Annotated in this window: 9 protein-coding genes; 5 read left to right on the forward strand and 4 right to left on the reverse strand. The window is 49.2% G+C overall.

Translation table 11 applies throughout. The annotated features are described in order from the left end of the window. Positions 1-72: 72 nt before the first annotated feature. The 5 genes from ACOCLE_RS05975 (at position 73) to ACOCLE_RS05995 (ending at position 7,637) form a co-directional block, all read left to right on the forward strand. Positions 73-2,091, forward strand: a complete 2,019-nt coding sequence (locus ACOCLE_RS05975) for an ATP-binding cassette domain-containing protein (RefSeq protein ID WP_419535925.1) — start codon at positions 73-75, stop codon at positions 2,089-2,091. Between the two features lie 97 nt (positions 2,092-2,188). Then, positions 2,189-3,694 carry an IS66 family transposase gene (gene tnpC, locus ACOCLE_RS05980; protein ID WP_419532963.1) on the forward strand — a complete coding sequence of 502 codons (1,506 nt, stop codon included), beginning with the start codon at positions 2,189-2,191 and terminating at the stop codon, positions 3,692-3,694. 9 nt (positions 3,695-3,703) lie between these two features. After that, a complete protein-coding gene (locus tag ACOCLE_RS05985; RefSeq protein ID WP_419535926.1) occupies positions 3,704-4,018 on the forward strand; it encodes a hypothetical protein in 315 nt (104 codons plus the stop codon). A 134-nt stretch (positions 4,019-4,152) separates the two neighbouring features. Then, positions 4,153-5,397: a saccharopine dehydrogenase family protein gene (locus ACOCLE_RS05990; protein WP_419535927.1), complete on the forward strand. Its 1,245-nt coding sequence runs from the start codon at positions 4,153-4,155 to the stop codon at positions 5,395-5,397. Positions 5,398-5,606: 209 nt separating this feature from the next. After that, positions 5,607-7,637 (forward strand): PhoX family protein, encoded by a 2,031-nt coding sequence (locus ACOCLE_RS05995; protein WP_419535928.1) that lies wholly within the window; start codon positions 5,607-5,609, stop codon positions 7,635-7,637. A gap of 54 nt (positions 7,638-7,691) precedes the next feature. On the opposite strand, the gene ACOCLE_RS06000 is transcribed toward ACOCLE_RS05995, so the two are convergent. From ACOCLE_RS06000 to ACOCLE_RS06015, 4 genes are read right to left on the reverse strand one after another with little or no spacing between them, the layout of a single operon-like run. Then, on the reverse strand, positions 7,692-9,296 hold the full coding sequence (locus tag ACOCLE_RS06000) for an ABC transporter ATP-binding protein (RefSeq protein ID WP_419535929.1): 1,605 nt from the start codon (positions 9,294-9,296) through the stop codon (positions 7,692-7,694). Beyond that, positions 9,296-10,717, reverse strand: coding sequence for an ABC transporter permease (locus ACOCLE_RS06005; RefSeq protein ID WP_419535930.1), 1,422 nt, complete (start codon positions 10,715-10,717; stop codon positions 9,296-9,298). Before ACOCLE_RS06005 ends, ACOCLE_RS06000 begins: the two co-directional genes overlap by 1 nt. Before the next feature lie 22 nt (positions 10,718-10,739). Next, complete coding sequence (locus ACOCLE_RS06010; RefSeq protein ID WP_419535931.1) at positions 10,740-11,717, reverse strand: ABC transporter permease; 978 nt, start codon at positions 11,715-11,717, stop codon at positions 10,740-10,742. Positions 11,718-11,740: 23 nt separating this feature from the next. After that, on the reverse strand, positions 11,741-13,909 hold the full coding sequence (locus tag ACOCLE_RS06015; RefSeq protein ID WP_419535932.1) for an ABC transporter substrate-binding protein: 2,169 nt from the start codon (positions 13,907-13,909) through the stop codon (positions 11,741-11,743). Positions 13,910-14,161 lie beyond the last annotated feature (252 nt).

The raw sequence follows: 14,161 nt of genomic DNA on the forward strand, positions 1-14,161 counted from the left end.
CAAGAGGTGTGGTATTCATTTGCTGGTTAAGGAGTAACCCCCGGCATTGTTGAAAGGCAATGGACTGTGAACATGAACAGTGAAGACTGTCTGGTTAATGCAGCCAGTTTGAGCAATGCGCTGGACTATCTGAACAAGCACTATACGCTGGACAGCAGACTCGCCTATATTAATAACAAGCTGCGAAGAACCACTGACCTCAACATCTATAAAACCAAGTCCTATCTGGAAGAACTCGGTTTTCTTGTCAAAATATCTTCAATTGAAAACCTGGAACTGGTTGAGCTGGATGAAGAGCACCTGTTGTTCTGCTTTGATCACGAACACGACATTATTATTCTTCGTCACAACAGCGATATGAACCGGACCCGCTCCAAGCACAGCATGGAGCATCCAATACTGATCATCAGCACCGAAAAGCTGGAGACAAGAGCTGATACTTCAGGCGCGGAGCATAAAAGTCTGGCCTGGTTTTTCAAAAAGCTTACTGATCGTGATGGAATTTACCTGGTTTTAACCGGGTTAATAACCAATCTGCTGGTGTATGTTGTCCCTCTTTACAACATGAATGTGTTTGATAAGGTCTTACCCAGTGGGTTTGTAGGGATACTCTCATCACTGATTCTGATTGCAGTCTTCCTGGTGTTGATATGGTTTGTAAACCGGTCGGCTCTTTCCTATTTACTCAGTGACCGGGTCTTCCGTCTTGAGGTGGAGCTGGCAAGGGAGTTTTCCTACCGGCTTTGTAACCTGAAACCATCAGCGATGCCCCATTCGGCCTCCTTCATGGCTCAGCTGGTGACCTATGGTAAGTCCCTGAGCCAGATGCTTGGGACACTCCACTTACTGGCATTGGTTGATTCACCATTCATGATTCTTTCTCTGGCACTGATAGCCTATTTTGGTGGTGCTATGGTGGCTATTCCGCTGATAGCCATTATTCTGGTGATTGGAATTAATCTGGTATTACAGCCAAAGATTCAAAAATACATTAATGATCGCTATGAGTTTGAAGGGCGAAAACGAAAGTTTGAGTATGAGATCATGCAATCGCTGCCTTTTATCAAACTTGCGGGTATGGAGCGATACTTTACTGATGTTATAGAGCATAGAAGGCCGGATCATCGGCATTACTTTTCTATCTCAGCTCATATCAATCACATTTCAATGCTGATTCTTTTTCTATCATTGATTGCAGTAACCGGTTATGGCGCCTGGCGTGTCGCTGAAGGGATGATGACCATGGGACAGCTGGTGGCCTGTTCGCTTCTGGCATCAAAATCCATCTCAAACGCGTCCATTACCAACTTGCTGTTCAATATTAATCGCATTCGAATGTTGTTTGATAACTTGAACCAGTTCTACCAAATACCTATTGAAGAGCGTGGTGCGTCTTTCTGCCTGACTCGAATCAAACATCTTGAACTGAAGGATATTGAGTTTACCTATGCAGATAACCGCTATTTTCAATTAAAAGGGATTAATATTGATTTCAACCTGCCAGATACGCTCTATGTTTATGGCCGCCCAGGGGCTGGAAAATCCAGCCTGTTTGCCATTCTCGCTGGCCTTGAAGACGCATCCAGTGGTCATTTGCTGGTTAACAACCTGAATGTAGAGCATTTTGATTATCGGGATGTGCGCAGTCATATCCACTTTTCACCATCATATTACCGTTTTTTCAGTGGTACGCTCTATGACAACCTGACCCTTGGTCGTACTTCCATCACGGCTGAACAGGTGGCCGATGCTCTGGAGAAAGTTCACCTGACCGAAAAGATTAATCAGATTGAAGATGGTCTGCATTTTGTAGTGGATAATAATGACATTGTTCCCCTGTCATCTGGTGAACGGAAACGCTTTATGTTGGCCAGAGTCTTTCTGACGGACGCAGACCTTGTGGTATTGGATGAGCCTTTTGAGTTTCTCAGTGATGAAGACAGTCTCAATTTCATCCAGTCAATTCGTTCATTTTGTGAGGAAACTGAAAAAGGCCTGATCATTCTGAGTAACCGCAAGTCTTTTGCCAGTTTCTGCAATCATGCCCTGACATTGAATAACGGTCAGTTGTATCCCCTGAAAACAAAGTAACCTCAATGGTAACTATTCAGCACCCTTCATATAAATCTGGAATTTTCTGATTTTTCGACCATCATCTTATACTCAATTTTTCTAACAAATCTCCAGTATGGAACCAGACTTCCCAGCTACTCCGTTTACCGAAGCTCTCCTTAAAGAGAATGAAGAGCTTCGGACCGAGAATGCGCTTTTACGGGAACGTTGCAGCGAACTGGAAGAAAGGGTTAATAAAAACAGTCAAAACAGTAGTAAGCCACCATCGTCAGATGGTTATCAAAAGCCCAGTAAAAAAGGGAGTGATAAAGGTGATACATCTTCCAAAGAAGCCCCCTGCTCCTCACAGGAAACACCGAACCCCAAAAGCCTTAGACCATCTTCAGGCAATAAACCAGGTGGCCAGAAAGGTCATCAAGGCTCTTGTTTGAGACGTGTCGCCTTACCCGATTATGTCAGGCATCTGAAGGTTGAAAAATGTTGCTGTTGCCAGTCTTCGCTTATCGATATTAAACCCACCAAATACATTGAGCGACAGGTTTTTGATCCAGGTAGACCCGGAGAATTTGAAGTTACCGCGTACTGGGCAGACGTTAAAGTATGTCCTTGTGGTAAACGGAACACCGCTGAGTTTCCCCAAGGAGTGAAAGCCGCTGCTCAATACGGAGAAGTGACTCAGGCAATGGCTGTTCATTTAAACCAGTATCACTTCATCCCATATCACCGGGTGTCTGAGTATTTCAATACTATTTATTGCATGAGTGTCAGCGCAGGCTCTGTTGCCAATTTTGTTGCCTATACCCATGAGAACCTGGCCTCTACTGAGCAGAGTATCCGCGATGCTTTACAAGAAAGTCCGGTTGCAGGAGCGGATGAAACTGGCATGCGGGTTGACGGTTCACTGTGGTGGTTACACATTATGCGAGATGACCAATGGACGCTTTACTACCTCTCAGAAAGGCGAGGTTGTGAAGCAATGGATGCAATGGGCATCCTGCTGACTTTTGCAGGCATTCTGGTTCACGATCATTGGAAGTCCTACTTTGCCTATGCGGCAGTGCATGTGCTTTGTAATGCCCATCATCTGAGAGAGCTTCAGGGAGTTGTCGATAGGGATGCGAATAAGCTGGCTCTGCGGCTGATGAAATTGCTTACGCTCTCCTGGCACTTCTGCAAGAAATACAAAGCAGCCGGTCTGACTCAAATGCCTGGTGCAATACAGCTTCGCATTGAGACGATATACGACCAAATCCTTCAAAGGGCTCTCACGAAGGAAACCGCTTATATGGAAAAACAACGACAGGTGCTTGGACGTAAGAAGGTCAGGAATACCAAGGCCTACAACCTGTTCAAAAGGCTTATTGAGTTTAAGGTTGAAACGTTGCGCTTCATGTCGGACTTTTCAATTCCCTTCGATAACAATGGCAGTGAACGTGATGCCAGGATGGCCAAACTTAAGCAGAAGATCTCAGGCTGCTTCAGAAGCGAAGACGGAGGTACCATGTTTACCCGAATCCGAAGCTATTTATCATCTGCTAAAAAGCAGGGGTTGAACATATTTCAGGCGCTTCTTAAAGCGGTTCGAAATTACAACAATACGCCTTTGCTGGGTGCTGAATAGTTACCCTCAATGAAAAAAAGCCATAAGATGATCCTGCTCTTTCTGTTGATTATTGTCTCAATCAATACTCTGTATTTTATTTTTGGTGGTAAGTCACGGCTGCCGGTTGAAGTATTTTACCTTCTGGCTATGAATGCTATCTATTTCATTCTAACACCTGTCTTCTGGGTGAGTTATTCTGCTTTTTCTGACGATGGTAAGCGAGCTGTTTTAAAAACCTACACTTGGCTAATGGGGGGCATTATTTTTCTTGTAACGCTGACTCTGTTGCTGGTTGAAACACCTATTGGTGATTGGCTGGAAAACGTGCTTTCAAACTATTAATTTAAACGCCTTTCCGCTACTCATCATTTCTCAGATCACACCTGTACCTGACATTTGTAACAGGTTACTCTTTGTTACGGTTTTGTTAATGAAAAAACAATAAAAACGACAGAGTTCAGAGATAAGTAAAGTCTATGAGTAACCAGTTTGATGTGATTGTATTCGGTGCGACCAGTTTTGTAGGGCAGCTGCTCTGCCAGTACCTGGTGGGTACTTTTAACGGTGATGATCAGGAATCTCTGAATTGGGCGATGGCTGGGCGTTCTCAGACCAAGCTGGATGAGTTAAGACTGCAACTGCAACAGCCGGGCTTGTCAGTGCTGGTGGCTGATGCCGCTGATGAAAACGCCCTCAGAGAGTTGTGCCAGCAAACCAGTGTTATTGTTTCGACTGTGGGCCCTTACGCACTATATGGTGAACCATTAATTAAAGTTTGTGCGGAAACTGGGACCGATTACTGCGACCTGACTGGGGAAGTGCAGTGGATCCGATTGATGCTGGACCGTTATGAGGACACAGCACAGAAAAGTGGTGCAAGAATTGTCCATTGCAGTGGCTTTGACTCAATTCCTTCTGATATGGGCGTGTACTTTACCCAGAAAAAGGCGAAAGAGGTTTTTGGTTCATTCTGTACGGATATCAGCATGGGGGTGAAAGCGGCAAAGGGTGGTCTTTCCGGTGGAACTCTGGCCAGTATGATCAATATCACCCGTGAGGCAGCAAAAGACCCTGGATTACGAAGGCAGTTGGCGAATCCTTACCTGATCTGCCCTGAAAATGACAACTTGAAGGCCAAACAGAAAGATGTTCAGACGCCGACTTATGATGCAGGCTTTGGTGTCTGGCTGGCTCCATTCATCATGGCAGCGATTAATAGCCGGGTTGTTTTTCGCTCCAATGCATTGGCTGAATACCCTTATGGAAAGGAGTTCAGGTACAACGAAGCCATGCTGATGGGGAGCGGCTTCAAAGGTCGCTTGCGGTCTACTCTCCTTGTCGCAGGGCTGGGGCTTTTCATGCTGTCCCTGGTGATCAAACCAACCCGCTGGTTTATGGAACGATTTGTTTTGCCAAAACCGGGAGAAGGCCCGTCTCCCAATGCTCAGAAAGCCGGGTTTTATGATATTCGGTTTCTGGGCAAAACCGCAGACGGTCAGGAAATCCGCACCCGTGTTGTTGGGCAGGGTGATCCGGGGTACAGCTCCAATGCCAGAATGCTGGGGCAGGTGGCTGCAGGGCTGGCTCTGGATTTTCATGAGAATCAGCAAAAGACGGGGAAAGTTGGTGGATTCTGGACAACGTCCACGTTGTTTGGTGACCGGCTTATTGAGCGTCTGGAAAAAGATGCTGATATAACATTTGAAGTATTACCTTCCTGAGTGGGTAATATCCTGCTGCTATCTATCTTTCTCGAATAGATAGCAGCCCTCCGGCTGATTTTCTCTGCGCAGTTTGTACCATTTTCTGACAGCACTTCTTTCATTCAATTGAAACTTAATAGCAATAAACCTGTAACAGCCATTGCCTAATCTCTCAGCAAATCATTCTTCCAATAAAAAATCCGTTTACTTAACGATGAGGGATATTCATGAAAGCTGGATCTTCACAATTACAGAACCATCGTGATTTTCATGAGCAGCTGGAAGCACTGGGTGATCAGCCAGATAATATTTCCAGTAACAGTACTCTGGATGATGTGGTAGAAAAGAGTCGACGAAATTTTATGAAGGGTGGACTTGGTCTTGCCATGGCTGGCTTTCTTGGCGGTTGTCTGGGCACGGCCGGGCAGAACCATAATAGTGTTCGCGGAATTGTTGCTCGACACCTGCAGCAGCCAGACATCGGGTTTAAGCCAATTCCCGTTGAACAGGATCCGATGTTCGACGCCGTCAATGTGCCTGAAGGCTATACGGCCAGCGTCTTTTTTTCATGGGGAGATCCCGTGGAAAAAGGAGCCAGCCCCTGGCGGCCAGATGGCAGCAACAGCTGGCAGGAGCAGATGAAACAGGCTGGCCAGAATCATGATGGTATCTGGTTTTTCCCATTTCCGGATAAGCCCGATGAGCATGGTCTGCTGGTGATGAACCATGAGTATATTAATCCTACGCTCCACCCCAATGGGCTGACCATCACTGAAGATAGTCATGGCTTTAAGCAGCGGCCTGAACATGAAGTAAAAAAGGAGATGGCAGCTCACGGCGTCAGTGTTTTTGAAGTCCGCAAACAATCAAATGGTCACTGGCAGAAAGTCAACGATTCTGACTATAACCGCAGGATCACGGGGTTTACGCCGATGGACCTGACCGGTGAAGTGTCGGGTACGGATTTTCTGAAAACCGTTGCAGACCCCGCTGGCCGTCAGGTACTGGGTACTTTGAATAATTGCGCCATGGGGGTTACCCCCTGGGGGACTTATCTCACCTGTGAAGAGAACTGGAAGAACTACTTTGTAAACCGTGATGCTGAAGACTATGAGCAACGCCCTGCTCATCATCGTTATGGTGTGGCCCAGGATAAGAACAGTAACTACTATGCATGGGAGTCAGTAGAGCCCCGTTTTAATGCTACACCAGACCACAATGCCGCTCATGGTGGTTATGTTAATGAACCCAACCGTTTTGGCTGGGTAGTGGAAATTGATCCATTTTCACCGGACAGTACCCCGAAAAAACGCACCTCCATGGGGCGACTGGTAAGGGAGTGTTCAACGCTTTCACTGGGTGATGATCGTCGTATGGCGTTCTATTTCGGTGATGATACCCGTGGCGAATATGTCTATAAGTTTGTGCCGGATCAGGCGTATGAGCCCGGTAATCCAGCGGCAAACCGGGATATTCTGGATCATGGCACACTGTATGTTGCTGTATTCCATGATGATGGCCGTGGTGAGTGGCGGCCACTGGTGTTTGGTCAGAACGGGTTGACCCGGCGGAATGGTTTTACCAGTCAGGCCGATGTGCTGGTGCACGCCCGTCGGGCAGCGGATATTCTGGGGGCCACCACGATGGACCGTCCGGAATGGGTTGCCGTGCATCCACAAACCCGGGAAGTCTATGTCACCCTGACCAACAATAAGCACCGCGGTAAAAAAGAGGATCAGGAAATCAATGCCGCTAACCCGCGGGAAGATAACCGCCACGGTCAGATCGTTCGCTTTACCGAGGAAAATTCTGATCCCACGGCTACCCACTTTGACTGGGAAATCTTCCTGCTGGCCGGTGATCGTCCCGGAGCGACACTGGCTGATGGTAGTTCTGTACCTGAAAACCTGGTGGGAGATATCAAAGGCGATATTTTCTCTTCGCCGGATGGTATCTGGTTCGATTACCAGGGGCGCCTCTGGATTCAAACCGATTACGGGGACGATGATGAACGTAACATCAATATGGGCACCAATCAGATGCTTTGCTGTGATCCGGTAACCGCAGAAGTGAAACGCTTTCTGACGGGCCCGAGGGGATGTGAAATCACCGGTGTGACCACTACGCCTGATGGTAAAGCCATGTGGGTTAATATCCAGCATCCGGCCATCAGCTTTCCGGCCAGTGATGGAAAAACACGGCCTCGGTCGAGTACGGTGCTGATTACCAAGGATGATGGTGGTGTGGTTGGGACTTAAATGATCTGAATCTTGCTTGTAAAAAGGGCGAACCGCATCGTTCGCCCTTTGTCTTTAACAGGCACTGGGAACCGCTGCCAGCAGCTGTCTGGTATAGTTGTGCTCAGGGTACCTTAAAACAGCCTCCGCTTTTCCCTGCTCAACAATTACCCCTTCCTTCATCACCGCAACCCGGTGAGCAATATGAGGAATAATGGACAGATCATGGGTAATAAACAGATAAGAGACCTGCAGTTCACTCTGTAACTCCAGCAGTAAATCCAGTACTTCCGCTCGAATGGACACATCCAGTGCGCTGGTGGGTTCATCGCAGATGATCAGGTCGGGCTCTACGGCCAGTGCCCGGGCAATGGCAATGCGCTGGCGCTGGCCACCGGAGAATTCGTGAGGGTATCGCAGCCGGTGTTCAGGTTCCAGCTTGACCCGTGTTAACAGCGCTTCAATCCGTTCCTGCCGCTCACTGGCAGACAGAGACATGCCAAGGCTGACCATACCTTCTTCAATAATATTGCCGACGGTCATGCGTGGGTTCATGGACGAGAACGGGTTCTGGAAGATCACCTGGATTTTGCGCCGTAGTGGCATCATCTCTTTTCGGGACAGGGTGTTTAATGGCTGGTTGTTGTACCAGATATTGCCAGAAGTGACGGATTCCAGGTTAAGGATGGCACGGCCAGTGGTGGTTTTTCCGCAGCCGGACTCTCCGACTAACGCCAGGGTTTCACCTTTGCCGATGGTGAAGCTGACACCATCCACGGCACGAGTGTAGCTGTGTATTCGTTGAAAAAGGCCTTTACGAACGGGGAAGTGAACAGCAAGGTCTTCGACTTTCAGTAATGGAACTTCCTCTGTGTCTGCCCGATAGCTATCCATGGCTGGAAGACTGTTGATTAATCGACGGCTGTAGTCTTCCCTGGGGTTGGCAAAGAAGTCGGCACAGCTGCCCTGTTCAATAATCTCCCCCTGGTACATCACGCCCACCTGGTCAGCGGTCTGTCGCACGACTCCCATATCATGAGTGATCATTAGTACAGCCAGCTGGTGGCTTCGGGCCAGGGTTTGTACCAGCTCCAGAATCTGTTTCTGAATCGTGACGTCTAATGCGGTAGTAGGCTCATCGGCCAGTAGCACATCCGGTTCGCAGGCCAGGGCCATGGCGATCATTACCCGTTGCTGCTGACCACCGGACATCTGATGGGGATACCAGTCAATACGTTTCCCGGGCTCAGGGATCCCAACCTCACCTAATAACTCAATGCAGCGATCTCGAATTTCGTCACTGTTCAATGAGGTGTGTAGCTTCAGAGTTTCTTCGATCTGCTGGCCTACCGTATGCACCGGGTTCAGGGCCGTCATGGCATCCTGAAAAATCATGGCAACCTTCTTGCCGCGAATAGAACACATATCGTGTTCGGTCAGGCCAAAAATACTGGTGTCAGACAGTGTTATGCGACCCTGAGTGATTTTCAGTGCATCGGGCAGCAGTCTCAGTATCGACAGGGCAGCTACCGATTTACCGCTGCCAGATTCCCCGACCAGCGCATAGATTTCACCTTTTCTCAGCTCAAAGGAGACTTCTTTCAAAATCGGGGTATAAGGCGAATGCCGTAAACTGACACTGAGCTGGTCAACAGACAGGGCTACTGATTCTTTACTCATCATGCAGCCTCCAGTTGGGTTTTGGGATCAAAAGCGTCGTTCACCAGGTCAGAAAACAGATTGACCGACAGCACCAGCACAAACATCAGGACAAAGGCTCCGCTCAGATTCCACCAGATGGAGGGCTCCCGGGACAGTTCGGTGCTGGCCATGTTGATCATATTACCCCAGCTGGCCATGGCGGGGTCGACACCCACACCAATGTAAGAGAGTACAGCTTCGGCCAGAACCAGGGCACTGAAGTCCAGCACAAACGAGATAATAATAATGTGGCTCAGGTTGGGCAGGATATGGCGACGGATAATCTGAAAATGACTGACCCCAAAGGCATGGGCGGCCTGAACGTAATCCAGCTGGCTGATTTTCAGGGTCTCCGCCCGAAGCAGCCGGCACAGACTGGTCCAGCTGGTGATACCGAGAATAAAACAGAGGGCCAGAAACTTGGCATCCGCCTTCTCCAGACCGACTTCAAAAAAGTTCGGGTTATTGTTGATCCAGACCTGAAATAGCAGCACTGAGGCAGCAGTCAGCAGAAGCCCGGGGATAGAGATCAGTGTCGTATAAATATACTGCACCACATCGTCAATCCACCCTTTGAAGTAGCCTGCAGCAATGCCCAGAGTAATGGCGATGGGCATGGTGATCAGTGTTGCCAGCGTACCGATTAATACACCGGTGCGAATGCCTTTCAGGCTTTCGTATAACGTATCATTACCGGCCTGGTCGGTTCCAAGCACATGGTAGAGATTGCCCAGGGTGATCAGCCAGCCAAGTAGTGCCATGATGATGGCAAACGTGATCCAGCCTGCACGCCAGGGCAGGGTGGGCTCTGATGATTTGTTCCTCTTCTTCAGCCAGTGGGCGTGCAGGCCTATCAATAGCAGGGCAAGAGCCAGCCCCTTGCCAAGACCCAGCAGGGAGTTAAGGGCAATGTCCTGTTTTTTATCTTCATCATTTTTCAGATGCTGGCCACCGTATTTCAGCACCGGATAGTCTCTGACCCTTTCCCCACCGGGCAGCAGCAGGTTCTCTTTGTTCCAGGACTTCAGGGCAAAGGGGGCTGAGTAGGTTCGCTCGTGTCGCTCTCCCATCTCGCCCAACGCCAGGTCCAGCAGGCTGTTCACCGTATTGCTGTAAAAGACCTGCTCGCTGCCCTGACCTTCAACCGCAGGCAGTGCTTTGCGGAAATGAATGGAGTCCACCAGGGCAATGGCAATATAGGCCATGATGATCACAAAGGTACTCATACCCAGTCGTGTAGAGAACACCTGTCGCCAGCGCTGACGGTTTTCAGGGTTCTTTCTGAGGGAGAGCAGGAAAAGGGTGATGGCACCCACCAGGAAGAAGATCAGTACGTCGCTCCAGAGGATGGTCCAGAGTACGTGGAACCCAAAAAGATCTGATCCGATAGAGAAATCCATAGTGTCGTTTATCCCTTTCTGATCAGTTTAATCGAACCCTGGGGTCGGCCCAGGTGTAAGAAATATCGGTAAGAATCAGACCGATGATGTAGAGCACCGACCCCAGGAATACCATGGCCCTGACAATGGCAAAGTCCTGGGCCTGTATGGCATCCAGCAGATAGCTGCCTAGACCAGGAATACTGAAGAAGGATTCCATGATCAGGCTGCCCATAAACAGTGAGGGGATCACCACCACCACACCGGTCAATATGGGTAGCATGGCGTTGGGAAGTACATGACGAAACAGAACACCGGCTTCACTGACTCCCTTTGCCCTGGCGGTTCTGGCAAAGTCCTGACCGGAGGCTTCGATAAACAGGGTTCGGTACCAGCGGGCGCCGGCACCTATACCGGCAATCACACCAATGGCAATGGGCAGAATCAGAAAGCGCCAGCCATCAACCCCTTCGTTGTAACCGGATACCGGCACCAGTCGTGAAACCTTGGCAATAAAGAACTGGCCAACCACGATGTAAAACAGGTACGACACCGACATCATGGTCACAAAGACGGCAACGGCAAATCGGTCCAGTCGGCTGCCCCGGAACATCAACACCATCAGGGCAACGCTGATATTCACCCAGATGCCAATGATAAAGGTGGGCAGAGCCAGAGCCAGGCTCGGGCCCATGCGATCCACCACATCGGAGCGGATATTCCGGCCTTCGTCAGAGTTGCCAAAGTCAAAGGCGAACAGTTTGACGGATTTCTCGAAGAAGATGGTGCCGGTCAACTGCTCCAGACCACTGGCCTGAGGGTTATAAAACAGGGGCTGATCATAGCCCTTGTCAGCAATCCACTCCTGGATAGCCTGCTCGGTGACGTATTTGTCGCCCAGGTGAGCCCTGGCCATATCTTCTGGTGTATTGACGATAAAAAACAGAATAAACGTCAGAAGATTCACTCCGATCAAAATAGGAATGGCGTAACAGAGCCTTCTTATGATGTAAGCGAACATATCCTTCTCTCCATGAATAGGCGCTAGTCTTCAATCGTCAGTTTCTGACGCTGGCGATAAGCTCTGATACCCGGTATCAATATCATCAGTAGCAAACCAATACCTGCAAACATTGGCCAGATTACCGGTTGGTTCCACGCCTTCTGTTTCTGTGCCCGGAGATCCGGGTCTACACGGAGGTATTTCAGGGTTGCCTGACTGATCCCGTGGCGTTTGGTGTTATAAACCCATTGATTGGAGAGGTAATACTCCTTGTTATTAAAGCCCCAGATCCAGGGACTGTCTTTCTGGACGATAGCCAGCATTCGATTGATGGCTGAAAGCCTTTCCGGCCCATTCGGCAGTGTTTTTATCCGGTCATAAAGGCCGTCATATTCAGGATTATCATAGTTGGTGGAGTTACTGCCATCGCACTGACATTTAACCAGCCCCTGTCGACTGTCCAGTAGAAACAGAAAGTTTTCCGGATCGGGGTAGTCTGCCAGCCAGCCCCAGCCAAACATCTGGGTATTGCCCTGACGCATCTTCTCTTTAAAGCGGGTGTAGTCGGTGGCTCTGAACTCCAGCTGAACATTGATTTTAGCCAGCTGTTTTTTGATCCAGTCGGATCGTGGGTTGCTGTCTCCGGCCGTCGTATCCATATAAAGAATCAGTGGCTTGCCGGTTTCACGATGACGGCCATTGGGGTAGCCAGCCTCTGCTAACAGTTTCTTTGCATACTCAACCGGTTTTCTCCGTGCTGTCTGTGTAACCTCATCCCAGTCGAAGATATGGGGGTTCAAACCCTCTTTTCCGGTGGTATAGCCAAATAGCCCTGGCGGTATGGGCCCCTGGGCAACCTGGCCAATGCCATTGCGGAAGATATCGATATACTCCTGATCGTTATACACGATGCTGATGGCCTGACGCAGTTTACGCTTCTCTTCGCTGTAGCCACCCACCACCGGATCCACCATATTAAAGCCAATATAATAAAGTGACGGGCTGACCTCTTCATCGACAACGATATCGCGGCTGGCCAGTTCTGGCGTCAGTTCGAGCCCATCCGGGCCAGTGGTGAAGGCCCGGTCAAAGGTGGCACTGTTAATATTGGAGTTGCCATCCCCCGAACGGTCATAATAGCCTTGGACAAATTTGCTCCACATGGAGGTGGCCGCTTTTTCATAGCGATAAACGGCTTTGTCGATAAACGGCAGTGGTTTTCCTGCATCGGCGAGATAGCCGCGCTCAAGGTCATTCTCAGAGCCTTCTGATGGATAGAAGTCCTTTCTGTAATTAGGGTTTCTCTCCAGAACAATTTCCCGGTTAGGTGAGTTAACCGTCATCATGAATGGTCCGGTACCGATGGGGTTCCAGTCCAGCGTCAGGTTTTTTTCCGGAAAACCCGGGTTATGGTAGAAACGGTCGGCCTCCCAGGGCACAGGCGCGAAGAAATGCATGGCCAGCCAGTATTGAAACTGCGGATAGATGCCTTTAATTCGAATGGCAAAAGTCAGATCATCAATTTTCTCAAGACCTTCCATATCCTGCTGGCGCAGATCCAGCCACTCTCCGGGCTGTCGGTTGTTTTTGGCCCATTGCCCGAACGCTTTCATGCCGATAATGTAGCCAGACATCAGCCCCAGCAGGGGAGACTTATTGACTGGGTCCGCCATGCGCTTGATCTGATAAATATAATCATCAGCGGTCAGGTTGCGTGTTCCGGTAGCCGGAAAATCAGTAAGCAACTTGTACTGTTCTCCTTCAGCAGGGGTACTGAAAACATACAGAGGATTACCGCTGTCGTCTTTAGCAAATGCCGGGTGAGGCTGGTACCGGGAATCCGGCTTCAAGCGAATGGTGATTCGGCTGAAAGCCGCTTCTTTGCTGTCTTCTGGCAGAGGCTGCAGTTGCTCATCCAGCAGTTCCAGAGAAGGCATGGTCGCAGCTGTTGCCGGCTCCAGTTCATAGGGCCTTTTCAGAAAGTGGTACTGCAGAGGGGGATCATAAATCTGATCAATAAACATCGCCTCTTCGGCGCTGTAGGAGCGTACCGGGTCGAGGTGCTTGGGACGGGTAATAAAACTGCCGAAATAGGTGACCTGTTCCGGGTTGGTCGGTGGGTTTGGATCATTCCATGGACCATTGCATCCTGAGAGCAGCACGGCTGCAGTCAGAATAGCGAGCCACTTCCAGGTGGGGCTTTGCTGCATAAATCTGTTCTCATTAGAGATTATTAAATCTGTCTATGGGATTGTACGTATTCGATTGGTTTCCGTCATCTACTATGGCATTGTTCCGTGATTTCCTAATACTTGCTGAGTTATGGTAATCGACTCCTATTACGACGGCTGCCCAGCTGGATTTGAAAGTCGCGGTGCCTGTACTGGCGCTCCTGTGCATTGTTAAAGCATTAAAAATTCGTGCAGATAATTTCTACATGTTTGATGAATTAAGGACATTTG

This window comes from Endozoicomonas sp., from assembly GCF_965196975.1.
Lineage (GTDB): Bacteria > Pseudomonadota > Gammaproteobacteria > Pseudomonadales > Endozoicomonadaceae > Endozoicomonas.